Raw genomic sequence first — 26,559 nt, 5'->3', positions numbered from 1 at the left:
AGCTAAATAAAAGATAAAAGAGGAGAGTTTTGACATGAAGCCAGTTTATAATAGAATTCTATTAAAATTAAGTGGAGAAGCTTTAATGGGAGACCAAGAGTTTGGAATTTCATCTGAGACAATCACTTCATATGCTAGACAAATAAAAGAGATAGCTGATTTAGGAGTAGAAGTAGGAATCGTAATCGGTGGAGGAAATATCTTTAGAGGATTATCTGGAACTGAACAAGGTATAGATAGAGTAACTGGAGACCATATGGGAATGTTAGCAACAGTTATAAACTCACTGGCTCTTCAAAATGCAATTGAATCACTAGGAGTACCTACAAGAGTACAAACAGCAATCGAAATTCCAAAGGTTGCAGAGCCTTTCATAAAAAGAAAAGCTCAAAGACACTTAGAAAAAGGTAGAGTTGTAATCTTCGGTGGAGGAACTGGAAATCCATACTTCACAACAGATACAGCTGCAGCTTTAAGAGCTATTGAAATCAATGCTGATGTTGTAATAAAAGCAACAAAAGTTGATGGAATATATGACAAGGATCCTGTAAAATTTGCAGATGCAGTAAAATATGTAGATGTAACTTATACAGAGGTTTTAAATAAAGATTTAAAAGTTATGGATGCAACAGCAATCTCTTTATGTAGAGAGAACCAATTGCCAATCGTTGTATTCGATTCATTAACAGAAGGAAACATTAAAAAAGTTGTTTTAGGTGAAAAAATCGGAACAACTGTAGTAAATGGATAATTTTAGGAGGGTAAAATGAGCGCACAAGTAGTAATTAATGAATGTAAAGAGAAAATGAGTAAAGCAATAGACTCAACAAAGCACAAGTTTGCTTCAATAAGAGCAGGAAGAGCATCTGTTTCTATGTTAGATGGAATAAAAGTAGAGCAATATGGATCTTTAATGCCATTAAACCAAGTTGGATCAGTATCAGCTCCAGAAGCTAGATTATTAGTAATCGATCCTTGGGATAAGTCAGTTATACCTGTAATAGAAAAAGCTATAATGACTTCAAACTTAGGATTAACTCCAAACAACGATGGAAAAGTTATCAGACTTATGATTCCTGAGTTAACAGCTGATAGAAGAAAAGAGTATGTAAAGTTTGCTAAAACAGAAGCTGAAAACGGAAAAGTTGCAGCTAGAAATGTTAGAAAAGACATGAACAACTCTCTAAGAAGATTAGAAAAAGAGGGAGAGATAACTGAGGACGATTTAAAGAGATTTGAAGATGAAGTTCAAAAGTTAACAGATGCAACAATAAAAACAATTGATGAGCTTTTAGCTTTAAAAGAAAAAGAGATCACAACTGTATAGTTAAATTAAAAGAGAGTTTTTCAACTCTCTTTTTTTGTTACAAATATATATATAGATAAGAAGATTGTACTAAAAATTAAAAGAATAATTAAAATCTTATTAGCCTCAGAATAATCTCCGGATTCGATAGCAGAGTATAGAGCTAAGGGAAGTGTTCTGGTTTTTCCAGGAATATTCCCTGCAATTAAAATAGTTGCTCCGAATTCTCCAAAAGCTCTGCCAATTCCAAGAATAGTTGCGGATAAGATTTTTCTATAACCTAATGGAATATAGACGTACCTAATCATATTAAACTTAGAAACTCCTAAACACTGTGCTGTTTCAATATAAACTTTATCTATTGTTTCGAAGGCTACTTTGATGCCTTGATATAAAATAGGTAAAGAAACTATAATTGCAGCTAAGCATGCACCTTCAAAAGAGAAGATAAATCTGAAATCTAGATATCTATAGAAGATTCTTCCAATAAAACTATTTATCCCTAAACCTATAATCAACATATATCCAATTACAGATGGTGGTAAAAAAATTGGAAGAGTAAGTAAAAATTCAACTATCTTTTTGGATTTTCTCTTTTTTTCAAAAATAAAATAAAGTGAAATACTGAAAAAAAGATTGAAAATTATAGCTATTGTTCCGATAGAAAGAGAGAGTTTTAAAGCATTAATCATTCCCAATCTTTTCCTTTTAAGAACTCAATAAATTTTCTGGCTTCAGCTTTATTTTTAGATGACTCTGCTATTCCAATTGAATATTCGATTGGAGAGTGGAGATTCTTATCAAAAACTTTAACAATCTCTGAGTTTTTAAGAAGCTTAGTATCAGTTAGATAAACTATACCAAAATCAGCCTCACCAAGCTCAACATACGATAAAACACTTCTAACATCTTTGGTGTATACGAAAGAGTAGTTTTTAGGCTGTAATTTATCAAGAACTTCAGTAGCATATGCTCCTGCAGGAACGTATTTAGGATCTCCAATAGCTAAAACTCCATTTTCTGATGTTACTTTTTTGTTTTTAATTAAAGCTAATGAGTTTTCTAAAATAACCTCTTCATCTTCAATATATTTATTCTCTTTTAAATCAATCATATAGGCTCTATCAGCTAAAAAGATGATGTCGACATCGCCGCCTCTTTCAAGCTGCTTTTTAAGTGTACCAGAACCACCTAGATTTAATGTAACATTGAAATCAGGTTCTATTTTTTTGTATTCTTCAATATTTTTTTCTAAATACTCTTTTAAAGAAGCAGCTCCACTTAGAAGCAGCTCTTTTGAAAAAGAGAGTTGAAAAACCATAAGAAAAAGTAATAAAACTATCTTCATAAATCCTCCCCCCCCTAAAAATTATTTGTTCATATTATAAAGAGTGTAAAGTCCTCTGATACTAAGTTCAGGACAGTATTCATCAATCTCTTGAATTTCAGCGAAAAGAATCTTTCCAAGTCCACCAGTAGCAATAATGTATGGGTCAGGAACTATCTTTTTAATTTCTTGAATTATATTTTTTAATTGTCCAGCATACCCATAGAATATTCCTGCTTGTATTTGTTCGGCAGTATTTCTACCTAAAACACTTTCAGGAGTGCTGAATTTAACCTTAGGAAGTTTAGCAGTATTTCCAAATAAAGCATTGATAGACATCTCTATTCCAGGTAAAATTCCACCACCAATATAAACTCCATCTTTTAAAACTTCGTAAGTAGTTGCAGTTCCTAAATCAAAAATAACCAAATTTTTATTTGGATAATCGATAACAGCTTGTGCAATGTCGATTATTCTATCTGCTCCAAATCCATTAATCTGAAGAGTTTCAGAGAATGTAAATGGTAGATTTAGATTTAAATCTATAACCATAGGTTCAATTTCAAAATATTTTCTACCTAAGAATTGGAAAATTCCAATTAGGTTTGGAACAACAGATGATATGACGATTCCATTTAACTCCTTAATTTCAACTCCGTTAAAATCACATATATTTTTTAAGTATGAAAAATATTCATCCTCAGTTAATTTTTCGTTTGAAGATACTCTGAAAGTAAGTAAAACCTCTCCGTTGGGGTTAAGTAATCCAGTAACAATATGAGTATTTCCAATATCTACAGCTAAAAGCATGTAATCACCGCCTAATAAAATTTTAGATAATCCATATTATAAACTATAATTAAAAAAATGTAAATTTTTCTCGGATAAATTATTAAAATTTCATATAATATAGTAAATATGAATATGAGGTGTCAGATGAAAAAAGCGGTAGGAATAGTAGTCGAATATAATCCTTTTCACAATGGACATAAATATCATTGCTTAAAAGCTAGAGAGCACGGAGATTTAGTTATTGCTGTTATGAGTGGAGATTATGTTCAAAGAGGAGAGCCAGCATTAATAAATAGATGGGATAGAGCAGAACTAGCTTTAAGAAATGGGGTGGATATAGTGGTAGAATTACCAGTATTTTATTCAACTCAGAGTGCAGAGATATTTTCTAGAGGAGCAGTTGGACTATTAGATTTAATGGGAGTAGAAAAGATAGTTTTTGGATCAGAGAGTGGAGATGTTCAAAGCTTGAAAGAAAGAGCAGAGTTAGAGGAGATGAATGAGTTTAAAGAAGAGTTAAAAAAGCAACTTAAAGATGGAAACTCATATCCAACGGCTTATTCAAATAGTTTAAGAAAATTAAATAAAGGGATAGATTTAAATTCAAATGATATTTTAGGTGTTGAATATATTAAAGCTTTGAAGTTTTGGGAAAGTGATATAGAACCAGTAGCAATAAAAAGAGAGAAAAGTGGATATTATTCAGAAGGAATAGAAGATGGAATATCTAGTGCTACAGGAATTAGAAAAAAATTAGAGCAAGGTGAAGAGATAAAAGATGTTGTTCCTTTAACGACATATGATATTTTAAAAGAAGCTTTAGAAAAAAATAGATTTGCGAAATTAAAAGATTTCTATCCGTTTATAAGGCATAAAATTTTATTGGAAAAATATAATTTGAAATATATTCAAGATATAGAGGATGGATATGAAAATAGATTATATGAAGCAGCTTTCAAATGTATTGATTTTGAAGAATTTTTCAAAGAGATTCAAAGTAAAAGATTTACAATAGGTAGAACTCAAAGAATACTTATTCACATCCTTTTAGGTATAAAAAAAAGTGATGTGGAGAGTGTTAAAAATAATGTTCCATATGTTAGAGTTTTAGGTTTTACAAAAGATGGGCAAAACTATTTAAAGTTTTTAAAAGAAAAAGATATTGAAATTTTAACAACACTTAAAAATATTCAGAGAATATTGAGTGAGGAAAACTTGAAATTATTAGAAATGAACGAAATTGCAAGCAAAATATATTCAATGGTTAATCCGTATGAAGATAGAAAAATCCCTATAATGATAAGGTAGGATTAGATGAAAAGTAAAATAAAAATAACAGATGATTTAAAATGGATTTTAAATAGATTGAATAGTTATGGAAAAGGTTATATTGTCGGAGGTTATATTAGAGATTACCTATTAGGAATAGAACCAAAAGATTGTGACTTTTGTACAGATATAGATTATGAAAAATTGAAGGTTATTTTTGCAGAGTGTTCACCGAAAGAGATAGGAAAAGCTTTTGGTATTATCCAGATTATATATAATGGTAAAAGTTATGAAATAGCTAAACTGCGTAGAGAGATAGGATTTACAGAGAATAGAAATGTAGTAGAGGTCGAGTTTGTAAGTGATATATACGAGGATTTAAAAAGAAGAGATTTTACAGTTAATGCAATAGCATTTGATGGAGAGAGGATAATATATCCATCAAATGAATCTTTAAAAGATATTGAAAATCGAATTTTAAGATTTGTAGGAGAGGGAGAAGAAAGAATAAAGGAGGATCCTCTAAGAATATTGAGAGGAATTCGAATTGCTGGAGAGAAAAAGTTATTTATATTGAAGAGTGTTGAAGACAATATGATTAAAAATAAAAAAGAGATACAAAGAGTTTCAATTGAGAGAGTACAAGATGAAATTTTTAAAATGTTAAAGGGTGAAAATAGAGTAGAGTCATTTTATCTATTAAACAAACTTCAAATTTTTGAAGAACTTTTTCCAGAAACTTCTAAAAAAATGGATTTAACCGGAGTTTTAGATAAAATAAAACAAATAGATAGATTAAATTTAGAGTTAGCAATTATATTTTTTAAATCTAAAGAGGAACTTTCAAAATTAAAATTAGATAATAAAAGTAAAAAATCAATTTTGAATATAATCAATCAAAAAGAAAACTTTAAAAATATTAAAACTAAATATGATGTAAAAAAAATGATATCTCTTATTGGTTTAGAGGATTTTAAAGATATTTTAGTATTAGAAAAACTAGAGAGAGAAATTTCGAATTTAGAGATTTTTTTAAAAGAGATTTTAGAAAATAATGAACCAATATTTTTAAAAGATTTAGTTATTTCAGGAAAAGATATTATCTCTTTAGGAGTAACTGATGGAAAAAAAATAAAATTGAATTTAGAGAGATGTTTAGAGAGTGTTTTACAAAATCCGAGATTTAACAGTAGAAATTATTTAATGAAATTAATAAAGGAGGAGAAAAATTGAAACCGAGAATACCTTTGTCAACGCAGATATTTTATGGAGTAGGAGTTAGTTATGCAATAGTAGATCAAATATTTGCACAGTGGATACTATATTTTTACTTACCACCTGAAAATTCAGGGTTAAAACCGTTTTTAGCACCAGTATTAATTTCTCTAGCCTTAGCCATATCGAGAGTTGTAGATATGATTTCAGATCCAGTGGTAGGTTATTTATCTGATAAGTTTAACAGCAGATGGGGGAGAAGGATTCCATTTATAGCAGCAGGTGCTATTCCACTAGGATTGGCAACAGTGGCTTTTTTCTATCCACCGCTTAGCAGTGAAAAATCTACATTCTTATATCTAGCAATGGTTGGATCGTTATTTTTTACTTTTTATACAATAGTAGGTGCTCCATATAACGCTTTAATTCCAGAGATAGGAGAGAATTCAGAGGAGAGATTAAATCTATCGACATGGCAATCTGTATTTAGATTAGTATACAGTGCTATAGCTATGATATTACCTGGAATTTTGATAAAGTATTTTGGAAAAGGGGATACTTTAGTCGGAATTAGAGGAATGGTTATTTCATTGAGTATCTTATGTGTCTTAGGACTTTTTGTGACTGTTTTTTTAGTTCCTGAAAAAAAATATTCAAGACCTGTTGAAAATGTAGGAGCTATAAAAGAGATATTAAAAGAAGTTATAAAAGATAGAGATTTCTTGTACTATCTTTTAGGATTACTCTTCTTCTTCGTAGGATTTAACTCGTTGAGAGCAATGATGAACTATTATGTAGAGGATATTATGGGATATGGAAAAGAAACAATAACAATAGCCTCGGCACTGTTATTTGGAGCCTCAGCTTTATTTTTCTATCCTGTAAATAAATTGTCAAGAAGATTTGGGTATAGAAAAATTATGTTGGCGTCGTTAATAGCTTTAATAGTTTTAACTATAGGATTAGCACTTCTTGGAAAAGTTATTCCAGTAAAATATGGCTTTTTAATATTTGGGCTTTTAGGAATTCCAATATCTGGAGCAGCATTTATATTTCCACCAGCTATGATGAGTGATATAAGTGAGAAGATTAGTAAAAGAATTAACAATAGAATTGAGGGAGTTTGCTTTGGAATTCAAGGATTCTTTTTAAAAATGGCATTTTTAGTGTCGATAGTGATACTACCGTTGATGTTGGTTTTAGGTGGAACTGGAGAGGTAACAAAGTTTGGAATCTACTCAGCGGCAATATTTTCAGCAGTATCCTTTGTAATCTCATATATATTTTATTTTAAATATAGTGAATAGTTTTAATTAGGAGGAGAGTTGAAGCGAATAGGGATTGGGGCATTAATAATAGTTTTTGCCTCAATTTTCTTTTTAAGGTTAAATTTTATGACTTTTAAAGAGAGAGTTGAGGTTGGAGATATAGTTCAAATTACTGCACGAGTAGACGCTGGAAGAGGACAAATTGAAAAGATAAATGGAAAATATCCTAAAAAAAATCTATTTTTTACCGTTGATAAAGTTGAAGATGGACACAAAGTTATTTTGGGAGAGGTACAAAAAATAAAAATATCAAAATGGGGAGCGACATATTATTTAAATAGTGAAGAAGTTATAGAAAACGAAAATTTTTTTAAAGTTTTTTTTAGAAATAGAGTAAACAAGATGACAGAAGAATATTCGATAGATTTGCTTCTTTTTTTTAAAGCGATACTTTTGGGGGAGGGATATTTATTAGCTGATGATTTAAAAGAGATGTTCAGATATACAGGAGCAGCTCATATACTGGTAATCTCAGGATTACACATAGGAGTTATTGTTTCAGGAGTTACATATATGCTATTAAAATTAAACATTCCGAAAAGAGAAAGATATATTTTAGCATTAGGAATATTAACACTATATGTTTTAGGGATAGGTAGATCACCATCAGTATTTCGAGCCTATATAATGGGTTCTATATATCTTTTGAGTAATATATTCTATGAAAAAGCTAGTACAAAAAAATCATTTTTTATAGCTTTTATATTATCTTTGATAATCTATCCAACTTGGATTTATACGATTTCTTTTTGGATGTCTTATATAGCGGTCTTTTCAATAGTTTTTATATATGAAAAAATACCTAAAATAAAAAAATTTAAAAAAGATTTTGTAAATAAAATTTTGAATGCGATGGTATTGAGTCTGACAATTCAACTTTGTATGACTCCAATATTTTATCTATTTTTTAAAAATTTACCATTGTTTTCGTTTTTAAGTAATATTATTTTAATTCCAATAGCTTCGCTAGTTGTGATTACTAGTTTTATAGCTCTTTTTTTATCAAATTTTTATCTAGAATTTTTGATAATGCCTGTTTTAAATTTAAGTTATATATTTTTAATAGAAGTAGTTACAATATTAAATCAGATTCCGTATTTGACTTTAGAATTATAGATATGATAATCTATTTGTGAGGTGATGAGAATGTTCGTATTTAAGGTTATAATTTTGCTATTTTCTTTGGTTTTACATGAGTTAGCCCACGGATATATGGCACTTTTTTGTGGAGATAAAACAGCTAAATATTCAGGAAGACTATCTTTGAATCCTTTGAAGCATTTAGATCCAATTGGGGCATTAATACCAGTTGTAATGCTTTTAAGTGGTAGTAATTTTGTTTTTGGCTGGGCAAAGCCAGTTCCAGTAAATTATTTTGCTTTTAAAAATGGAAGAGTTGGAGAGTTTTTGGTTTCTATAGCTGGAGTTTTAACAAACTATTCAATGATGATAATTGGAGCTCTTTTAATAAGATTTCATATAATTCCATTCAATGATTTATCAGTATATTTTATTATAATAAATATGGCGTTGGGAACATTTAATCTTTTACCAATTCCTCCGTTAGATGGATCAAGAGTTATAGCTTCATTTTTGAATGATGAAAATAGAATTAAAATATTTACGATAGATAGTTATGGAATATTTCTTATATTAGGACTTAGCTATTTTGGTATTTTAAGTAAAATAATGTCGCCTATTTATAGTTTTATAATAGGAGTAGTAGATTTAATAATTAGGAGTTAAAGAATGAAAAGCATAAAAAAAGCAGTAAGAATAGAGTTTGAAGAAAGGAAATCAAAGTTTATAGGATATGCAAAGCCTATCTCAACTAAAGAAGAAGCCGAAGATTTCATAGAAATGATAAGAGAGATGCATCCAGATGCGACTCATAATTGTACAGTATATAGAGTCATAGATAATGGTCAAGAGTATTTTAAAGCTGATGACGATGGAGAGCCAAGTGGAACGGCAGGAAAGCCTATGGGAGAGATTTTAACTTATATGGATGTAAATAATGTTGTAGTTGTGGCTACAAGATATTTTGGAGGAATAAAATTAGGTGCGGGAGGATTGGTAAGAAACTATGCCAAGACAGCAAAATTAGCAGTTTTAGAAGGAGAAATTGCAGAGTTTATAGAGCGTCATGAATGCCTTTTAGATTTTTCTTATGAGAGAATAAATGAGATTGATTCGTTATTAATATCTGGGAACGATGAGTTATTAAATAAAGATTTCAATGAGAGAGTTACTTATAGAGTTAAAGTGTCAGAAGATACTTTAGAAAAACTAAGAGAGTTAAAAGATATTTTGGTTATAATTTAAAATATATAATAAAAGTAAACAGGTAGAACTTTAAAGTTCTACCTGTTTACTTTTATTTTGTAATCTTTTTTTCTGAATAAAAATAATAGCAGTAAAGTTAAAATGATATATGCAAATTCAACAACTATTATATAGTATGGCCACTCTCCAAAATACTGAAGTGGTGATTGGAAGCTAGGCTTTCTATTTATATATAAATAGTTAGTTCCAAGAACATTATTTATAAGAAATACGCCTGCAGCAATAATGTTTAGACCAAGAAATGAACCTGTCCAAGATTCTAGAGATGGTCTCAATTTGAAAATTTTGTATTCTGTAACAGCAACAAAAATTATGTAGCAGTGTGTTGAGAAAAAACTGATGTTGAAGAAATGTGGAAAAGTTTCTCTAACTTCAGGTGTTAGTAGTGCAAACACAGCTCCGATTGACCAAAAGAATGTTGCGTATAAAAATGGAGTAAATCTAAGAATAGTACCCAATACTGCAAAAATAAGAGTGATATTACAAAGATGTAGTGGAAGTAGAGAATACCAAGCTTCTCCAATTAACTTATATCTAATAAAAAGTTCACCACATTTTATCATTAAAATAATTAAAGATATTACTCTCATAACTTTTTTAGGCTGTGGATTATATTTAACTCCAAAATAAAGAAAAACAAAAACTAACGAATATCCCAAAAGATAAAAAAAGTGTAGCTTGTCAAATAGTTCAAACTCCATTAAATCCTCCTAGTATTATTTATGAAAACCTAAATCTGCAGGATTGATATCACCAGAGACATGTTCAATTTTTCCACCAATATTTTCGAACTGTTCTCTTCTTGCAGCGGTTTTTTTGATAAGGTTTACTGTTTTTTCATTTAATGACGATTTATTATAATGCCCTTTAGACCAATAATCAATAATTAATTTGCTATCTCCAAAAATTTTTAAATTGTTTCTTCTAATTGCGATATCGATAGCTAGATATATTCCTATTAATTCACCATAGTTATTAGTACTTCCTTCTGGTGCTAAATAGTTTCCAAATTCATTTATCATATGTTCTGGCATGATGTTATCAAGAAGAGATATTCCTTTGATATCTGTTACTCTAACTTCAACACCAATTCCTCTTCCAGTTCCAGCATCAAAATAGATTCCTTCGATAAGTTTTTCTTTAGCTTCTTTTAGTTTCTGTTTTTTATCTTCGTAGATTCCACCTTGAGCAAGCCACTCTTTAGCTTCTTTTTCTGTTTTGAAAGATTTATATCTCGCTTTCTTTCCTTTTGTTAATTGTTGACATTCTGGCCAAGAAGTAACAATGGAAGAGTATTTTTCATTATCTATAATAAAAGCATAATATTTAGTAGCCATAACTCTCCTTTTATCTTTTTTATAATATTTTATCATAAAATTTTATAAAAATAAAAAACTTTATGTTGAGGCCAAAAAAATGTTGCAAAAGTCAAAAAATTATGATAAAATCTTTACGATAAATAGAAAGATTATAGGAAGGTGACAATAATGAGAAAAGGAATTCATCCTGATTACAAATTAATTACTGTTGACTGTACTTGTGGAAACAAGTTCGAAACAAGATCAACAATGAACGCAAAGGACGCAGAGCTTAAAATAGCTGTATGTGCTAACTGCCACCCATTCTACACTGGAAAAGCTAAGTTCGTAGACGCTGCTGGAAGAGTAGAGCAATTCAACAAGAAGTTTGGATTAAAGAAATAAGAAATAAGAAATAAGAAAACGGGACTATGTCCTGTTTTTTTTTAAAGTATAAGTAACAGGGAGGTTAAAATGGCTGTAATAGAGATAAATCATCCATTAATACAACACAAATTAACAATATTAAGAAATAAGGAGACTGACACAAAGTCTTTTAGAGAGAACTTAAATGAAATTTCTAAGTTAATGACTTATGAAGTAACAAAGAATTTAGTTCTAGAAGAGATAGAGGTTCAAACTCCTCTGATGAAAACAACTGGATATACATTAGGAACAAATATCGCAGTTGTACCTATTTTAAGAGCCGGATTAGGGATGGTAGATGGAATCGTTTCATTAATTCCTACAGCTAAAATAGGGCATATAGGTGTTTATAGAGATGAAGAAACTCTAGAACCAGTATACTATTACTGCAAACTTCCTGTAGATGTACAAAATAAACAAGTTATATTAGTAGATCCAATGTTAGCAACAGGAGGATCAGCTATATATGCGATTGATTACTTAAAGCAATCTGGAGTTAAAAATATAGTATTTATGTGTTTAGTAGCTGCACCTGAAGGAATTGCAAAAGTATTACAAACGCATCCAGATGTTGCTATTTATACAGCTAAAATAGACCAAGGTTTAGATTCAAACGGATATATTTATCCAGGTTTAGGAGACTGTGGAGACAGAATATTTGGAACAAAATAATTATAAACGGGTGGTCTTATGTCCACCCTTTTTATTTTTCATAGAGATAAAGTCTGAGGAGGGAAAAGATGTTAAGTGTTATAATTCCAGCTTATAATGTAGAAAAATATATTGAGAGATGTGTAAAATCTGTTTTGAATCAAACTTTAAAAGGGATTCAGATAATCATTATTGATGATGGATCAAAAGATAGCACTTCAGAAATTTGTGAAAACTTAGCTGAGCAAAATTTAAATATAAGTTATAAAAAAGTGAAAAATGGTGGATGTAGTGCAGCTAGGAATTTAGGTCTTTCTTTAGTAGAAAATAAATACGTTGCATTTTTAGATTCAGATGATTGGATAGATGAAAATATGTACAAAGATATGGTGAACGTAGCAGAAAAAGAGAGAGCAGATATTGTAATTTGTGGATTTAAAAAATTAGATGAATCGGGAAGTGTTTTATCAAAAGTTAAAGTTCCAGAAAGAGATGACAAGGATAGATATACAGATTGTACTACAGAGTGGTTTTCATCTCCTTGTAATAAAATTTACAAAAAAGAGATGATTGAAAAAAATAATATTCAATTTTTATTAGATATTTATACAGGAGAGGATATGTTTTTTAACTTTATGTGTTTTTTCTTCAGTAAAAAAGTTGTTTCTATTGATAAACCGTATTATAATTATTTTATGAACAGTGGTTCTGTATCAAATAATTATAAGAATAGAACAGATATATATTTAGTTATAGATGAACTTATAGCTTTTTATAAAAAAAATGAAGTATATGAGAAGAATATAGATAAAGTTAGAGAATGCTTTAAGTATCATGGTATAATGTATCCATTTGACGTTTTACAAAGATTAAGTGAAAATAAAGTCGAAGACTGGAAAAAGTTTTATTTAAAAATAAAAGAAGAGATAGGAAGATTTTCAGAATTAAAAACTTTTGAAATAAGACTTTACTATTCTTTTAGAATTTTTAGATTGAAAATGATGGGTTTAAAAAAGTATAAGAAGATACTAACAAAAAAATAGGGTGAGGGAAAGTGAAAAAAATATTAATAAAGGCGTATGCCCAGTTGAATTTAGGTGATGACCTTTTTATAAAAATGCTTTGTGAAAGATATAAAGATACAGAATTTTATCTTTATGCAACACCAGAGTATGAAAGATTGAAAGGTATAGATAGTAATAATTTGAATATACTTTATAACAATACATTTGCTAAGAAAATTTTATTTCGTTTAGGAAGAAAATTTGGAGTTCCAAATATATTAGAAGATTTGAAGGCGAGAGAGTTAGATGGTGTAGTGAATATAGGAGGTTCTATATTTATAGAAAATGATTTTTCAGAGGAAGATTTTAAAGTCAGAGAGAGAAACTTAGATTTCGGAAAAAATTATTTTATATTAGGAGCAAATTTTGGTCCATATAAAAATGAAGCATTTAGAGATATGTATCACGAATTTTTCAAAAGTTGTAAAGATGTTTGTTTCAGAGAGAGATATTCATATGAAATTTTTGAAGATTTAGAAAATGTTAGGTATGGAAATGATATTGTATTTAGTTTAAAAATAGAACCTGTAGAAGCTGAGAACTATGTTTTATTCTCAATAGTATTACCTTCAGGAAGACCTGGGTTCACAGGAATAGAATCTGAATACTTCAATAGATTAAAAACCTTAACGTTAGATATTATAAAATCTGGTAAAAAAGTTAAGTTTATGTCGTTCTGCCAAGGCGAAAAAGATGAAGAAGCGATAAATAAATTACTGAATATGATTCCGAATGAGCAACATAAGCATATTACAAAGTATCTTTATAGAGGGGATATAAATGAGGCTCTAGATATAATTAATAAAGCTGAGAGTGTGGTTGCAACAAGATTCCATGCAATGATACTAGGATTTATTTTTAAGAAGCCTGTCTTCCCAATAACATATAGTAAAAAAATGACAAATGTTTTAGAGGATATAGAGTTTAAAGGAAATTTTGCATCGCTAGATAATTTAAAGAATTTGAACTATGAAAAATATAAAGAAAATTTAGCATTATCGGATGAAGTTTTAGCGAAAGCCTCTGAAAATGGAGAAAAACACTTCTTAAAGCTAGATGAATTTTTATCGATATAGGTAGTGCTATGGTAAAAAATGAGTTGAAAATAGGAACAGTATTATCAATGCTAACAATTATAATGAGTTCTTTAATTCAGATTATATATACACCACTATACATGAGATATTTAGGTCCGGCAGACTATGGAATAAACTCTTTGGTTCAATCTATAATGGGATATATTTCTATTTTGAATTTAGGACTTGGAAATACAATGCTGAGATATACTGTTAGATATAGAACAGAGGGTAAATTAGAAGAGGAAAAATCTTTAAATGGAATGTTTTTATTAATTTTTTCTATTCTTATGACTTTGGCAATAGTTATAGGAAGTTATATATATATTAATATAGAAACATTTTTTGGAGAGAGATTTACAACAATTGAATTACAAAAAACAAAAATGGTTTTTATAATACTGTCTTTGAATGTAATTCTATCATTTCCATTGACTATTTTTTCAACAAATATAGCTTCTAAAGAGAAGTTTATATATCAAAGAGGATTAAAGTTATTGACAATGATATTAAATCCAATTGTAGGTGCATTACTAATGATAAATGGATTTGGATTGATCAGTGTGACACTATCAACACTGTTCTTTGCAATAACTTCATATTTTTTTGATATAGCTTATGCAATAAAATTGGGAATGAGAATAAGATTCTCAAGGTTTGATACTCATATTTTGAAAGAGATATTTACATATTCATTTTTCATATTTTTAAATGTTCTTATAGACCAGATATATTGGGGGACAGATAGAGTTATAATAGGAAAGTATATCGGAGTAACTGGAGTAGCAGTATATTCTGTAGGTGCTATTTTTAATACTCTTTATACTGGCTTTGCATCAGCTATAGCTGGAGTTTTATTTCCAAGAATAAATAGATTAATTGTAGAAGGAAGACATACTGAAATAGATGAACTATTTTTAAAGGTTGGAAGATTACAATATATTCTTTTGGGATTGATATCTTCAGGGTTTGTTTTGTTTGGTAAAGATTTTATAACTCTTTGGGTAGGAAAAGAATATGTAGAAGCATATAGAATAGCTTTATGGATAATGATACCCCTTACAGTTCCTTTAATTCAGAGTATCGGTGTAAGTATAATGCAAGCTAAAAATATGCACCAATTTAGATCTGTTGTATATTTGATAATAGCATTTTTAAATTTAGGAATGAGTATTTTTTTAGTGAAAAAATATGGAGCGATAGGTTGTGCTATCGCTACAGGAATATCTTTTATATTAGGTCAAATAATAATAATGAATATATATTATAAAGTTGTTGTTGGATTGGATATAATTAGATTTTGGAAAAATATATTTAAAATGTCAATTCCAATTGGGATTACAATGCTTTTTGGAATTATTTTAAATACTTATTTAAATAATGTAGATTATCTAAACTTTATAATTAAAACTGGGATATATACGATTTTATATTCAATATTAATTTGGATAATGGCATTAAACGATTATGAGAAATCACAAATTCCAATTTTGAAACTATTGGATAAAATAAAAAAGTGATGATTAGATTTCATCACTTTTTTTGTTACCCATATATTCCTCTGTTAAGAAGTGGATTCCTAAAAATAGAATATACCATCCGAAAACTATGTAAACAGCTTTGTCAGTAAGCAAAGGTAAAACTACAATTAAAGATCCAAAAAGGAAATGTAAAAGTCCTTTTACGATTACGAGAACTCTAACTTTAGCATTTGTTTTTTCCCACGAAGTAAATTTATTGTCTCTTCCTAAGATTAAAATTAGTCCCTTTAAACAAAGAAGAACACCGATGTAACTTGTAAAGAATAACTGGCTGGTAAAAGTGTTTAAAAGAATAATTGCAACAGAGATAAGTTCGATAATTCCCTCTGCTAAAACAAGCCCCCAATGGAAGTATGGACTTTTTCTATTACTTGTAGAATAGAATATATGATAAGCTCCATTTAAAAATAGAACGGTACTTAAAATATATTCAATATTTTTATTAAAAAATCCCATATTGCTAATTCCAAGAGCTCCGATTAAAACATAAAAAATCCCCAATGTTAAGAAAAATGATTTGAAATTTACCTTCATTATAAATTCTCCCTTAAAGAATAGTTGTTGATGAAATTATATCAAAGATTAGTTTACACTTCAATCAAAAAAAACTTCACATAAAGGCAAGAGCTTGGTATAATATTAAAAAGTTTGCTTAGGAGGGACAGATGTTTTCAAAAAATATACAAAACTTAAAAACATCTCCTGTAAGAGAGTTGATACCATACTCGAAAAAAGCTAAAGAAGCTGGGATAGACATTATACATTTAAATATAGGACAACCAGATTTAGAAACTCCAAAGGAGTTTTTTGAAGCAATAGAGAATTTTGGACAAGAAACAATAGCGTATTCAGACTCTTCGGGGAGAAAAGAGTTAATAGACTCAGTAAAAGGATATTATAAAAATTTAGGGATGGATTATAACAGTGATGAAATCTTAATAACTGCTGGAGGAAGTGAAGCACTACTATTTACGTTGATGACACTTTTTGATGCAGGAGAAGAGGTTTTGATTCCAGAACCATATTATGCAAATTACAATAGTTTCTTTGCAATGTTAGGGATAAAGGTTGTGGGGATACCAACTCAATTCGAAGATAACTTTAAGTTGCCAAAAAAAGAGGTTATCGAAAGTTTAGTAACAGAGAAAACAAAGGCAATAATGTTTTCAAATCCAGGGAATCCAACAGGTTCAGTTTATTCAAAAGATGAACTGCTTATGTTAAATGAGATTTCTAAGGAGAAAAATTTATTTTTAATCAGTGATGAGGTTTACAGAGAGTTTATCTATGATGGAAAAGATACAGTTAGCTGCGGAACATTTAGTGACAATTTAGAGAGAATTATTTTGATAGATTCAATATCAAAAAGATTCTCAACATGTGGAGCTAGAGTAGGAACGATTTTAAATAAAAATAAAGAATTCATGGCATATATTTTAAAGCTTTGCCAATCAAGACTATCTATTTCAACTTTAGATATGGTTGGAGCAGAAGCTCTTTATAGATGTAAAGATAGAGCTTACTATGAAGCTGTAAATGCAAAGTATATGGAGAGAAGAGATTTCCTATATGAAGGATTAAAAAATATAGAGGGTGTAGTATTAAATAAACCTGAGGGAGCTTTCTATTGTATTGTTCAACTTCCAGTAGAGGATGCAACAGAGTTTTCAAAATGGTTATTGGGAGAGTTTTCATATGATAACTCAACTGTTATGTTAACACCAGCAAAAGGATTCTATCAAAGAGAGGAATTAGGAGTAAATAAGGTTAGAATATCTTATGCTCTAGACTTAGATAGATTAGAAAAAGCTGTAAAAATAATTGAGTTAGGATTAAAAAAATATAATTCAAAGTAGATATAAAAAAGGTGTCAGAAAAATATTCTGACACCTAATTTTTTTATTTTTTTAATAGAAGCTCACGAAACTCTTTTGCTGTCATTCTATTACTTTTTATCTCCTTTTCAACTTTAGTTGGAGGAGTAAGAGTAACTTTTGGTGAGTATAAAGAGTTTGTTAATGAGTTTATATGAGTTATGGCAACAGCGATAGCATCGGCTGCATCATCTGGCTTTGGAATCTCATCAAGTTTTAATATTTTTTGAACCATCAATTGAACCTGTTTCTTATCAGCTTTTCCATATCCAGTTATTCCCATTTTCACTTGTAAAGGGGTATAGTTTTCAATTTGAAGATTTTTTCTTTTTCCAGCTAAAACAATAACTCCCCTAGCTTGTCCAACACTGATAACTGTTTTATTATTTTTGAAGAAGAAAAGTTCCTCTATCGCCATAAATTGTGGTGAGTATAAATCTATAATCTCTTCTAGCTCATCAAAAATTTGAAGAAGTCTATCCTCCATAGCTAAATTTTTATCTGTAAAAATACAGCCATATTTTATAAGAACAATCTTATTTTCTTTATAATCCACAATAGAATATCCAACAATAGCTGTTCCTGGATCGATACCTAAAATTCTCAAAAAAATCACCTCGCTTTAGTTTAACATGTAGAAAGAAAAAAAACTAGCGGGTGTATATAAGTTTAAAAATTATGGTATAATAAAAACAAAAATGATGATATTAGGAGAGAGATATATGATTTTAAAAAGAGCTATGGCAGCACAGTTAATAGAAGAGTTAAAAAAGCAAAATAAAAAAGTAGTATTTACAAATGGATGCTTCGATATTTTACATGTTGGACATTTGACTTATTTAAACGAAGCTAAAAGACAGGGGGACATCTTAATTGTAGGTGTTAACTCGGATGCTTCGGTGAAAAGATTAAAGGGTGAATCAAGACCAATCAACAGTGAGTTAGATAGGGCAGAGATGTTATGTGGTTTAAAAGCTGTAGACTATACAGTTATTTTTGAGGAGGATACTCCATGTGAGCTTTTAGACGAATTAAAGCCATCAATTCATGTAAAAGGTGGAGATTACACAAAGGATGATTTACCAGAAACAAAGATTGTTGAAAAAAATGGTGGAGAAGTAAGAATTTTAGGATTTGTTGAAGGGAAATCTACAACAAATATAGTTAACAAGATACAAGGATAGGTGAAAAGTTAGTGAGAAAGATATTAAAATTTGAAGAGATTAATGCTTTGGCTAAAAAGTTAGCAGACTATGTTTTGCCAAATACAGTAGTAGCATTGATTGGTGATTTAGGTACTGGGAAAACTACGTTTACAAAAAACTTTGCAAAAGAGTTGGGAATAGAGGAAAATTTAAAAAGTCCAACATTCAATTATGTATTGGAGTATTTAGATGGAAGATTACCTTTATATCATTTTGATGTATACAGACTTGGGAGTGCAGACGAAATCTATGAGATAGGATATGAGGATTATATAAATAACGATGGTGTTGCTCTTATAGAGTGGGCAAATATAATTGAAAGTGAACTGCCTAAAAAATATATAAGAATAGAGTTTGAATATGCTTTAGAAACCGATGACTTAGAGGTTAGAGCTGTAAATTTAGAGTATGTTGGAGATAAAGAAAAAGAGGAGGAGATGTTAAAATATGTTGATTTTAGCTATTGATACATCTACAAATATAGGGACAGTTGCTCTGTATGATGATAAAAAAGGATTGGTAGGAGAGATAACTTTAAACGTAAAACAAAACCACTCGGCGATAACGATGACAACGATTGATACACTTTTTAATTTAACAGGTGTGGATAAAAAAACCATTGATAAGATTGCGGTGAGTATTGGTCCAGGATCGTTTACTGGAATTAGAATTGGAGTTGGACTAGCAAAAGGATTAGCCTATGCTTTAAAAAAATCAATTGCAGGAATAAATGAGCTAGATTTACTGGCTCAGACTTATACTGGAGATAAAAAAGTTGTAGCTATGTTAGATGCAAGAAAGGAAAGAGTATTTGCTGGAGTATATAAGAAAGAGAATGGAGCCTTTATTTTAGAAGGTGACTATATGGCAGAAGAGTTAGAAAATATTTTAAACTCTATTGAAGAGGAAACAGTTTTTGTTGGTGATGGAGCTGTAGTTTATGAAGAGTTAATCAGAAATAGATTGGGTGATAAAGCTATTTTTATAAAAAAATCAATAAATGTTTCTAGAGCTTCACTGTTAGCTGAATTAGCAGTAGAGAAAGAGGATAATCTATTTACACTAGAACCATATTATGTTACAAAGTCACAAGCTGAAAGAGAAAAAGAGGCAAAATAAAAATCGAGGTGGGATTATGAACTCTTTTAAATTGAAAGATGATATCTATTGGGTAGGATCACTGAATCCTGATTTGAAAGTTTTTGATGTAATAATGGAAACTCAGTTTGGAACAACTTATAACTCTTATCTATTAAAAGGTAGTGAAAAGATTGCTATTTTTGAAACAGTAAAAGAGATTAAATTCAATGAGTTTTTAGAGAGACTCAAAACATGTTTAGATGATATAAAGTTGATAGATTATATAGTTTTAAACCATACAGAACCTGATCATTCGGGATCCGTAGGAAAATTATTAGATTTAGCTCCGAATGCAAAAGTGGTAGGATCAAAAAATACGATTGAATTTTTAAAAGGAATTTTAAATAAAGAGTTTCCTCATATTATTGTAGAACACGGGGATAAAATCTCTTTAGGAGATAAAACCTTGAAATTTATTTCAGCTCCGTTTTTGCACTGGCCAGATTCAATCTATACATATGTTGAAGAGGATAAAGTTTTAGTCACGTGTGACTCTTTTGGTTCACACTATAGCTTTGACGATATTTTGCTTTCAAAGTTACCATTAGAGAAAAAAAGAGATTATATGATTGCCTTAAGATATTATTATATGTGTATTTTCTCGCCATTTAGAAAATATGTTTTAGAGGGTATTGAAAAGATAAAAGATTTAAAGATAGAGATGATTTTACCTGGTCATGGACCAGTTTTAGATGTGGATATAGATAAAGTTATTGAAACATATAAAAATTGGTCAACAGTAAAAAATCCAAATGAATTTAAAAGTGTAATAATTCCTTATGCTACAGCTTATGGATACACAAGAGAGTTAGCAAAAGAGATAGAAAAAGGGATAAAAGATTATAACAGTACAGTAGATGTAAAAAGTTATGATTTGGATGTACAGAATTTTGGAAAATTAGAAGGTGAAATTTTAAGAGAGTTTCAATGGGCTGATGGAATAATATTTGGAAGTTGTACGATAAATGGAGATACACTCCCAGTTATTTGGAATCTTTTAACATCTTTAAATCCAATTGTTCACGGTGGAAAATATGTTTCAGCTTTTGGAAGTTATGGATGGAGCGGAGAAGCAGTTCCAAATATTTTAGATAGATTAAATCAACTTCGAATGAACGTTATCGATGGAATAAAAATTAATTTTAGAGCATCAAGAAAAGAGTTAGATTCAGCTTTCGAGTTTGGACAGAATTTTGCAAAGCATATGTTTTTAAAAACTATTCCAGAAAAAATTGTGGCAGAGGAAGTAGAAAATCTAAATCCAGACAGAAAATTTATGAAGTGGACTTGTACAGTTTGTGGTGAAAGTTACAATCAGATTGACGCACCAGATATTTGTCCAGCTTGTGGTGTTGGAAAAGAATTCTTTGTTCCATCTCCAATAGAGGAGAAGTTAAAGAAAGTTGAAACGGATGATATGATTGTTATTGTTGGAGGAGGAGTTGCGGCATTATCAGCAGCTAAAGCAGCTAGAGAAAGAAGTGAAGATGTGAGAATAACAATCCTATCCAATGAAAATGAATATCCATACTATAGAACCCTTTTATCAGAAATGATAGGGGAAAGTATTGAAAGGGATAAATTCTTAGTAAAAAATGAGAAATGGTACGAAGATAAAAAAATAGAAGTAAGATTAAATACAGTTGTAGAAAATATAGACCATGAGAGTAAGAGATTAAAAACATCTAAAGGCATAGTACAATATGACAAATTAATAATAGCAACTGGAGCAAAAGCAATGATTCCTAGTATAGGGAATTCGCATCTTAAAGGTATATTTACTGTTAGAGATAAAAATGATGTTGATGAGATAAAAAATTATTGTATTGGTAAGAAAAAAGCTGTTGTTATAGGTGGAGGAGTTTTAGGGTTGGAATCAGCATGCGGATTACAAAAGTTGGGATTAGAAGTTACCGTTGTAGAGATGATGCAGAGAATTTTGCCAAGACAACTTGATGAAGATGGATCAAAGATTTTTGAAAAATGTATAGAAAAAAGTAACGTAAAATTATACAAAAACTCTAAAGCGGAAAGATTTAAAGGTACGAATGACGTTGAAGGAATTTATCTAGATAATGGAGAGTTTGTGAAAGCGGATATTGTAATAATAAGTTCTGGAATTACTCCAAACAAAGAGTTGGCTCAATCTGCAGATATAAAAACTAATAGAGGAATTGTTGTTGATGAAAAAATGCAAACTTCTAAAGAAAATATATATGCATGTGGAGATGTTGCTGAGTATAAAGGAAATATAATTGGACTTTGGCAAATCTCATCAGATCAAGGAAAAGTAGCCGCATTAAATGCTTTAGGAATAGATGAAAGATATGAAGATAAAATTCAACCGGTAACTTTTGAAGGCATGGGTACAAAAATATTTTCAGCAGGAGGAGTTTTAGAAACAGGAGATTCAGTTTCTGAAACAATATTTGAAGAGTTAATCTATAAAAAGTTAAATTTTAAAAATTCTCAATTAATGTCTGGAATTTTAATTGGTGATGTGGAAAAAGGAATAGTAATCATAAAAGGATTAAAAGATGAAGAGAAAAAAGGAAATCTTTTAAAAAAGTTCTATAAATAGGTAAGAAATTAAAATTGACAAAAATAGTTAGGTATGTTAAAGTACAACTACAATTTAAAGGAAGATTTTCCGTGTTAAGGAGGAAAAAATGGGAAAAGTTTTAAGTTTAAATAATTCAAATTTTAAAGGTGAAGTAACAGAATCAAAAGGAATTGTATTAGTGGATTTCTGGGCTGACTGGTGTGGACCTTGTAAGATGTTAGCTCCAATTTTAGAAGAGCTTTCAGGAGAAACTTCTGCAAAGATATGTAAAGTGAATGTAGATGAAAGTGGAGATTTAGCTGGAGATTACGGAATTAGAAGTATCCCAACAATGATTATCTTTAAAGATGGAGTTAAAGTTGATCAAATCGTTGGATTAAGACAAAAATCAGAGCTTTTAGAAAAATTGAATTCTTATTAAAATAATAAATAAAAAGGTTGCTACTGGCAACCTTTTTTGTTTTATGGTATAATTGAACTTAACATAAAATGGGAAAATGGGAGGGCTAATGAAAAGGAAAATCTATTTGATTTTAGCATTAATGGTTGTTGCAATGAGTAGTTTAAAAGCACAAACTGAGATGCTTAAAGATACACAGGATGAAGTTGAAATAGATTTAAACTCTAATACTATGACTTCAACAGATGGAGTAAATGTTAGATATGGATCTTTAAAGTTAAAAGCTTTTGAAGTAAGAGTAGATAGAGAAAGAAATAGAGCTTATGTTCCTGGAGAATTTTTCTTAGAGGCGGATGAACCGACCGGAAAGTTAAAGATAGATTCATCTAACGGAGAGTTTGATACTGAAGGAAATACTGGAAGCTTTGGAAAAAGTTTTGGATATCTAGAGGTTGGTCAGATTACAGGAGCAGAAAAACCAAACGATAGAATATATTTCGGTGGAGATAAAACCGAATATTTAAATGGAAAAACCTATTTAAGAAATGCTTGGTTTACAACTGATCCTAAAATTATTGAAACGAGAAACCCTTCAGAAGTTGGATACCATTTGCAATCAGATACAATTGTAATAGAGCCTGATAAACAGGTAACTTTTAGAAATACTGATTTATTTATTGGAGATACAGATATAATCCCATTTTCATTACCATGGTATAGATTTAATATAAGACAAGGATCGGAAGTACCTTTATTCCCAAGCTGGGGATCAGATGATGATTATGGTTGGTATATAACATCAGGAGTACTTTGGGGAGATAAAGACAGTAAGTTTAAAGGTGGAATTTCACCAAAGTTTGGAGATAGAATCGGTCTTTTAATTGGAAGAATGGAAAATTGGTATGACCTAGGTAGTTATGGAAGTGGACAATTAAATATAAATGATTGGCTTGTACATAAAAAAGCTGATGAAGATGAGATTGAAAGAAACTTCAATAGATGGGATGTAAATTATACTCATAATTACTCAGGAGAAAATGGATATTTAAATCTGAACTATCAAAATGCAACATACAATATGATTTCAACTATGGATGATGGAATAGATAGCTACTTCCGTGGAAAAGAAAATACCAATAACGGTTGGAAATATATAGATGGTATACCTGATAAGGGTGGAAGTTTAGGATTCTATAATTTAGATACAGAGCTAACAAATTTAGGAAGCAATAATGATATAACCTTAAAGGCGAAGTTAAATTTAGTATCAGATAAAAAAGCTTACGGTGTTATTGTTGCAGAGCAATTAGACGATATGGATTACGGAGCTTCAGCAGACTATGATTTAACAAGTGATATCTCAATTCAAAAAGAGAATGAAAGATATTCGATGGGTGCTTATTATAACTACCTTTATGATATGGATCCGGGATCGACTAAAAAAGATTTACAATCGAGAGCTGAAAACTTTGGATTCAATTTCAATGATAAAGAGAATAAGATTTTCATATCTTATGATGATAAATCTGGAGATAAGTTTAGAGAGTTAAACTCTTGGGAAAGAGACCCAAATTTCAGTAAATTAAATAGAAAAGGTTTCTATGGAATAGAGTTTGATTATACTCCTTGGACAGTTTCACAATATGATATCTATGATAGCAAAAACTTAAAAACTTCACTGGGAGAGTATCACCTATATAAAGATGTATTCTATAAAGTTGGATATGATTATAGTGAGTTTGAACACAAATTAAGTCTTGAAAGTGATCCATTTAGAGAAAAAGCATTATATAGAAATAGTAAGACTAATATTTTAAATCCAGGAACAAAAAATTATAGAGATACTCAATACAACAGATATGAGAATATAATCTATAATAAAACTACAGAAAATAGAGGGTACATAGACTTTATGTATGATAACTATAAGTTTACTGTAGCTGGTGGTAACACTAAAGAGGAGATTTGGGATAGAGAGGGAATCTATACATACTCTGATTTTGATACTCCTTGGGGTAGAGAAGCGTATAGAGTTTATGTAAATGAATCAGATTTCTATGAAGTTGGATTATCTAATGAAAAACTTTCTTTAGGTGCTTTAGGAGATTTAGAGTTATACGGAAACCTTAGATTCGATCAGTATGACAAAGGTTATGATGATGAAAAATCAAAAGAGTTATCAACAGAGGATAAATCAACTAGAGTTAGAGCTGGATTTGCTCATAATGTGACGCTATTTGATAATAGTGATAACAGAGATAGAGTTACAGATCTAGCTTTAAATAATAGATTGACATATATGTATCAAGACTATTCTTACGATTCTGATTCTAAGATGACTAGTGATAGAAGAATGTTCCATAAAGAAAATGTAAATGAAGTATCAGATACTTTAACATTCGATTTAGGAAACACTCAAACTATATACACGGTTGATTATAAGGATGTTAGAAGAGCAAGTAATGACAATAAAAAAGGTGAAATCTTAAATCAAAAGTTAGAGTTCTTAATCGATGATGAGAATAGTTTTGGTTTAGATTATGGAATAGATAAAAGATTTACAGATTACAACACAGAAAAAGAGAACCATAACGATTTAACATTTGAAAACTATGGTGCTAACTACAGATATTCTAATAACTATTTCTACTATAAAAATCGTAGAATAGATTCTAGTATTTGGAATATTGAAGGTGTAAGTGATGCTGAAGAAAGAATCAGAGAAGATGTCTATGGATACACTTATGACTTTGGTAAAAATAAGTTAAACTTAGAGTATATTGAAGGAAAAGATGAAAGAGATGAAGAGAATGCAAAAGTAATTAATACTAAGAATAAAACTTACTCAGTATCATACTTAGTTGGTGGAGATGTAGAGCATCTTTATAAAGCTAGCTACGAAGATTACAAAAATGCAGGAGATTGGAATAACTCACTATCAAACTATAATTCAGATGTAGTTTATTTAGCTTATACTTATAAGGATAAGAGATTTACAGATGCAGAGTTAGTTTCATATGCAGCTTCAGAATATAAAAAGACACCAGATCAACTATCTCAAGTTGAGATTGATAGAATTAGACAAGTTTTAGAAGATAGAGAAAACTCTAGAGTTCGAACATTTAATTTAAATAGAATTGTGGATGATAGAACTTATTTTGGAGATTATAAAAGAGGATTCCACACATCTCTTATGATGCAAAGAAATGATAAGAGATATGAACAAACTGGAGACTACCTAAAGTCTTTAGAAGAGTTAGAGGGAAGATTATTCTATTCATACAATAGAATAGGACTTGGGTATGTCTATAACCAAAAATCAGCTTTCCAAAGCTATGTAGATACAGCAAAATGGAGAGATACAGAGATAGAGCATGAGTTTAGCTTACATGCAAAAGTTGGAAAACCTAGTGAAGGTTGGAGAACGAAAGCTTATGTTAAATTCTATGATCAGTTGAGTGGACAACCTGAAGAAACAGGAAGAAGCACATTTGATGGATTTGGAGTGGAAATAGGAAAAGAGTTTGGATACTATGAATGGGCAGTGGCTTATGAAAGAGATTATTCATACAGAACCAAAGATTACGAGTGGAGTATGGCAATTCAATTCAGATTGTTAACATTCCCAGATTCTAATATCTTTGGATTAGGAGCAACAACAGATAAAAACAAAAAGACATCCCCTGATACATATCTATTTGATGGAATCAAGATAGATGATCTAGAGGATTAAAATAT

Annotated in this window: 27 protein-coding genes; 20 read left to right on the top strand and 7 right to left on the bottom strand. The window is 29.8% G+C overall.

Annotation, left to right across the window (positions count from 1 at the left end; genetic code table 11):
* The first annotated feature begins 34 nt into the window (after positions 1-34).
* Positions 35-751: a UMP kinase gene (gene pyrH / locus L992_RS03910; protein ID WP_047382545.1), complete on the top strand. Its 717-nt coding sequence runs from the start codon at positions 35-37 to the stop codon at positions 749-751.
* A gap of 15 nt (positions 752-766) precedes the next feature.
* Entirely contained in the window at positions 767-1,327 is a 561-nt protein-coding gene (frr, locus tag L992_RS03905) for a ribosome recycling factor (RefSeq protein WP_047394552.1), read from the top strand.
* Between the two features lie 20 nt (positions 1,328-1,347).
* Here frr and modB read toward each other — a convergent pair whose 3' ends face one another.
* From modB to L992_RS03890, 3 genes are read right to left on the bottom strand one after another with little or no spacing between them, the layout of a single operon-like run.
* The gene (gene modB / locus L992_RS03900; protein ID WP_047394549.1) at positions 1,348-1,998 is read right to left on the bottom strand and encodes a molybdate ABC transporter permease subunit; all 651 of its coding nucleotides are present in this window, start codon (positions 1,996-1,998) and stop codon (positions 1,348-1,350) included.
* Entirely contained in the window at positions 1,995-2,654 is a 660-nt protein-coding gene (gene modA, locus L992_RS03895) for a molybdate ABC transporter substrate-binding protein (RefSeq protein ID WP_052193898.1), read from the bottom strand. The genes modB and modA overlap by 4 nt, the downstream gene beginning before the upstream one ends.
* Before the next feature lie 21 nt (positions 2,655-2,675).
* Positions 2,676-3,443 carry a type III pantothenate kinase gene (locus tag L992_RS03890; protein WP_047382540.1) on the bottom strand — a complete coding sequence of 256 codons (768 nt, stop codon included), beginning with the start codon at positions 3,441-3,443 and terminating at the stop codon, positions 2,676-2,678.
* A gap of 126 nt (positions 3,444-3,569) precedes the next feature.
* Between L992_RS03890 and L992_RS03885 the strand changes: the two genes are divergently transcribed.
* From L992_RS03885 to L992_RS03860, 6 genes are read left to right on the top strand one after another with little or no spacing between them, the layout of a single operon-like run.
* Positions 3,570-4,733, top strand: coding sequence for a nucleotidyltransferase (locus L992_RS03885; RefSeq protein ID WP_047394547.1), 1,164 nt, complete (start codon positions 3,570-3,572; stop codon positions 4,731-4,733).
* 6 nt (positions 4,734-4,739) lie between these two features.
* Positions 4,740-5,927: a CCA tRNA nucleotidyltransferase gene (locus tag L992_RS03880; RefSeq protein ID WP_047394544.1), complete on the top strand. Its 1,188-nt coding sequence runs from the start codon at positions 4,740-4,742 to the stop codon at positions 5,925-5,927.
* Complete coding sequence (locus L992_RS03875) at positions 5,924-7,216, top strand: MFS transporter (RefSeq protein WP_047382536.1); 1,293 nt, start codon at positions 5,924-5,926, stop codon at positions 7,214-7,216. Before L992_RS03880 ends, L992_RS03875 begins: the two co-directional genes overlap by 4 nt.
* An 18-nt stretch (positions 7,217-7,234) precedes the next feature.
* Complete coding sequence (locus tag L992_RS03870) at positions 7,235-8,353, top strand: ComEC/Rec2 family competence protein (RefSeq protein WP_047394541.1); 1,119 nt, start codon at positions 7,235-7,237, stop codon at positions 8,351-8,353.
* Positions 8,354-8,383: 30 nt separating this feature from the next.
* Complete coding sequence (locus tag L992_RS03865) at positions 8,384-8,983, top strand: site-2 protease family protein (protein WP_052191716.1); 600 nt, start codon at positions 8,384-8,386, stop codon at positions 8,981-8,983.
* Positions 8,984-8,986: 3 nt separating this feature from the next.
* On the top strand, positions 8,987-9,562 hold the full coding sequence (locus tag L992_RS03860) for a YigZ family protein (protein WP_047382531.1): 576 nt from the start codon (positions 8,987-8,989) through the stop codon (positions 9,560-9,562).
* A 38-nt stretch (positions 9,563-9,600) separates the two neighbouring features.
* Here L992_RS03860 and L992_RS03855 read toward each other — a convergent pair whose 3' ends face one another.
* Together L992_RS03855 and L992_RS03850 are read right to left on the bottom strand one after the other, a co-directional pair.
* Complete coding sequence (locus tag L992_RS03855; RefSeq protein WP_047394539.1) at positions 9,601-10,284, bottom strand: TIGR02206 family membrane protein; 684 nt, start codon at positions 10,282-10,284, stop codon at positions 9,601-9,603.
* A gap of 15 nt (positions 10,285-10,299) precedes the next feature.
* The gene (locus tag L992_RS03850) at positions 10,300-10,920 is read right to left on the bottom strand and encodes a ribonuclease H family protein (RefSeq protein WP_047380307.1); all 621 of its coding nucleotides are present in this window, start codon (positions 10,918-10,920) and stop codon (positions 10,300-10,302) included.
* Between the two features lie 150 nt (positions 10,921-11,070).
* Between L992_RS03850 and rpmE the strand changes: the two genes are divergently transcribed.
* The 5 genes from rpmE to L992_RS03825 all read left to right on the top strand — a co-directional run bounded on the left by rpmE (position 11,071) and on the right by L992_RS03825 (position 15,618).
* A complete protein-coding gene (gene rpmE, locus L992_RS03845; protein ID WP_047380309.1) occupies positions 11,071-11,286 on the top strand; it encodes a 50S ribosomal protein L31 in 216 nt (71 codons plus the stop codon).
* Between the two features lie 69 nt (positions 11,287-11,355).
* Complete coding sequence (upp, locus tag L992_RS03840) at positions 11,356-11,979, top strand: uracil phosphoribosyltransferase (protein WP_047380311.1); 624 nt, start codon at positions 11,356-11,358, stop codon at positions 11,977-11,979.
* Positions 11,980-12,047: 68 nt separating this feature from the next.
* A complete protein-coding gene (locus tag L992_RS03835) occupies positions 12,048-13,001 on the top strand; it encodes a glycosyltransferase (RefSeq protein ID WP_047394537.1) in 954 nt (317 codons plus the stop codon).
* 11 nt (positions 13,002-13,012) lie between these two features.
* Entirely contained in the window at positions 13,013-14,098 is a 1,086-nt protein-coding gene (locus L992_RS03830; protein ID WP_047394534.1) for a polysaccharide pyruvyl transferase family protein, read from the top strand.
* Between the two features lie 8 nt (positions 14,099-14,106).
* Positions 14,107-15,618: an oligosaccharide flippase family protein gene (locus L992_RS03825; RefSeq protein WP_047380315.1), complete on the top strand. Its 1,512-nt coding sequence runs from the start codon at positions 14,107-14,109 to the stop codon at positions 15,616-15,618.
* Positions 15,619-15,621: 3 nt separating this feature from the next.
* Here the strand turns inward: L992_RS03825 and L992_RS03820 are convergent, their stop codons facing one another.
* Positions 15,622-16,173: a DUF308 domain-containing protein gene (locus L992_RS03820; protein ID WP_047380317.1), complete on the bottom strand. Its 552-nt coding sequence runs from the start codon at positions 16,171-16,173 to the stop codon at positions 15,622-15,624.
* 131 nt (positions 16,174-16,304) lie between these two features.
* On the opposite strand from L992_RS03820, the gene L992_RS03815 reads away from it, so the two are divergent.
* Positions 16,305-17,495 (top strand): pyridoxal phosphate-dependent aminotransferase, encoded by a 1,191-nt coding sequence (locus L992_RS03815; RefSeq protein WP_047394530.1) that lies wholly within the window; start codon positions 16,305-16,307, stop codon positions 17,493-17,495.
* A 43-nt stretch (positions 17,496-17,538) separates the two neighbouring features.
* Here L992_RS03815 and ruvC read toward each other — a convergent pair whose 3' ends face one another.
* Positions 17,539-18,120 carry a crossover junction endodeoxyribonuclease RuvC gene (gene ruvC, locus L992_RS03810; protein WP_047380319.1) on the bottom strand — a complete coding sequence of 194 codons (582 nt, stop codon included), beginning with the start codon at positions 18,118-18,120 and terminating at the stop codon, positions 17,539-17,541.
* Between the two features lie 115 nt (positions 18,121-18,235).
* Between ruvC and rfaE2 the strand changes: the two genes are divergently transcribed.
* The 6 genes from rfaE2 to L992_RS03780 all read left to right on the top strand — a co-directional run bounded on the left by rfaE2 (position 18,236) and on the right by L992_RS03780 (position 26,554).
* Positions 18,236-18,697, top strand: coding sequence for a D-glycero-beta-D-manno-heptose 1-phosphate adenylyltransferase (gene rfaE2, locus L992_RS03805; RefSeq protein WP_052191597.1), 462 nt, complete (start codon positions 18,236-18,238; stop codon positions 18,695-18,697).
* An 11-nt stretch (positions 18,698-18,708) separates the two neighbouring features.
* The gene (gene tsaE, locus L992_RS03800; protein ID WP_047394524.1) at positions 18,709-19,185 is read left to right on the top strand and encodes a tRNA (adenosine(37)-N6)-threonylcarbamoyltransferase complex ATPase subunit type 1 TsaE; all 477 of its coding nucleotides are present in this window, start codon (positions 18,709-18,711) and stop codon (positions 19,183-19,185) included.
* Positions 19,166-19,837 carry a tRNA (adenosine(37)-N6)-threonylcarbamoyltransferase complex dimerization subunit type 1 TsaB gene (gene tsaB, locus L992_RS03795; protein WP_047380325.1) on the top strand — a complete coding sequence of 224 codons (672 nt, stop codon included), beginning with the start codon at positions 19,166-19,168 and terminating at the stop codon, positions 19,835-19,837. Before tsaE ends, tsaB begins: the two co-directional genes overlap by 20 nt.
* Positions 19,838-19,853: 16 nt before the next feature.
* Positions 19,854-22,439, top strand: a complete 2,586-nt coding sequence (locus L992_RS03790; RefSeq protein ID WP_047394521.1) for an FAD-dependent oxidoreductase — start codon at positions 19,854-19,856, stop codon at positions 22,437-22,439.
* An 88-nt stretch (positions 22,440-22,527) separates the two neighbouring features.
* Positions 22,528-22,842 (top strand): thioredoxin, encoded by a 315-nt coding sequence (gene trxA, locus L992_RS03785; protein ID WP_047380328.1) that lies wholly within the window; start codon positions 22,528-22,530, stop codon positions 22,840-22,842.
* An 88-nt stretch (positions 22,843-22,930) separates the two neighbouring features.
* Complete coding sequence (locus L992_RS03780; protein WP_047394519.1) at positions 22,931-26,554, top strand: hypothetical protein; 3,624 nt, start codon at positions 22,931-22,933, stop codon at positions 26,552-26,554.
* Positions 26,555-26,559: the final 5 nt, after the last annotated feature.

This window comes from Cetobacterium sp. ZOR0034 (assembly GCF_000799075.1).
GTDB lineage: Bacteria > Fusobacteriota > Fusobacteriia > Fusobacteriales > Fusobacteriaceae > Cetobacterium_A.
This window is presented reverse-complemented; position numbering and strand designations above follow the sequence as displayed.

What these genes read in the sequence shown, in the direction of transcription:
- pyrH (WP_047382545.1), top strand. Translation starts at nt 35, where the DNA reads ATGAAGCCAGTTTATAATAGAATTCTATTAAAATTAAGTGGAGAAGCT.
- frr (WP_047394552.1), top strand. Translation starts at nt 767, where the DNA reads ATGAGCGCACAAGTAGTAATTAATGAATGTAAAGAGAAAATGAGTAAA.
- modB (WP_047394549.1), bottom strand. Translation starts at nt 1,998, where the DNA reads ATGATTAATGCTTTAAAACTCTCTCTTTCTATCGGAACAATAGCTATA.
- modA (WP_052193898.1), bottom strand. Translation starts at nt 2,654, where the DNA reads ATGAAGATAGTTTTATTACTTTTTCTTATGGTTTTTCAACTCTCTTTT.
- L992_RS03890 (WP_047382540.1), bottom strand. Translation starts at nt 3,443, where the DNA reads ATGCTTTTAGCTGTAGATATTGGAAATACTCATATTGTTACTGGATTA.
- L992_RS03885 (WP_047394547.1), top strand. Translation starts at nt 3,570, where the DNA reads ATGAAAAAAGCGGTAGGAATAGTAGTCGAATATAATCCTTTTCACAAT.
- L992_RS03880 (WP_047394544.1), top strand. Translation starts at nt 4,740, where the DNA reads ATGAAAAGTAAAATAAAAATAACAGATGATTTAAAATGGATTTTAAAT.
- L992_RS03865 (WP_052191716.1), top strand. Translation starts at nt 8,384, where the DNA reads ATGTTCGTATTTAAGGTTATAATTTTGCTATTTTCTTTGGTTTTACAT.
- L992_RS03860 (WP_047382531.1), top strand. Translation starts at nt 8,987, where the DNA reads ATGAAAAGCATAAAAAAAGCAGTAAGAATAGAGTTTGAAGAAAGGAAA.
- L992_RS03855 (WP_047394539.1), bottom strand. Translation starts at nt 10,284, where the DNA reads ATGGAGTTTGAACTATTTGACAAGCTACACTTTTTTTATCTTTTGGGA.
- L992_RS03850 (WP_047380307.1), bottom strand. Translation starts at nt 10,920, where the DNA reads ATGGCTACTAAATATTATGCTTTTATTATAGATAATGAAAAATACTCT.
- rpmE (WP_047380309.1), top strand. Translation starts at nt 11,071, where the DNA reads ATGAGAAAAGGAATTCATCCTGATTACAAATTAATTACTGTTGACTGT.
- upp (WP_047380311.1), top strand. Translation starts at nt 11,356, where the DNA reads ATGGCTGTAATAGAGATAAATCATCCATTAATACAACACAAATTAACA.
- L992_RS03835 (WP_047394537.1), top strand. Translation starts at nt 12,048, where the DNA reads ATGTTAAGTGTTATAATTCCAGCTTATAATGTAGAAAAATATATTGAG.
- L992_RS03825 (WP_047380315.1), top strand. Translation starts at nt 14,107, where the DNA reads ATGGTAAAAAATGAGTTGAAAATAGGAACAGTATTATCAATGCTAACA.
- L992_RS03820 (WP_047380317.1), bottom strand. Translation starts at nt 16,173, where the DNA reads ATGAAGGTAAATTTCAAATCATTTTTCTTAACATTGGGGATTTTTTAT.
- L992_RS03815 (WP_047394530.1), top strand. Translation starts at nt 16,305, where the DNA reads ATGTTTTCAAAAAATATACAAAACTTAAAAACATCTCCTGTAAGAGAG.
- rfaE2 (WP_052191597.1), top strand. Translation starts at nt 18,236, where the DNA reads ATGATTTTAAAAAGAGCTATGGCAGCACAGTTAATAGAAGAGTTAAAA.
- tsaB (WP_047380325.1), top strand. Translation starts at nt 19,166, where the DNA reads ATGTTGATTTTAGCTATTGATACATCTACAAATATAGGGACAGTTGCT.
- L992_RS03790 (WP_047394521.1), top strand. Translation starts at nt 19,854, where the DNA reads ATGAACTCTTTTAAATTGAAAGATGATATCTATTGGGTAGGATCACTG.
- trxA (WP_047380328.1), top strand. Translation starts at nt 22,528, where the DNA reads ATGGGAAAAGTTTTAAGTTTAAATAATTCAAATTTTAAAGGTGAAGTA.
- L992_RS03780 (WP_047394519.1), top strand. Translation starts at nt 22,931, where the DNA reads ATGAAAAGGAAAATCTATTTGATTTTAGCATTAATGGTTGTTGCAATG.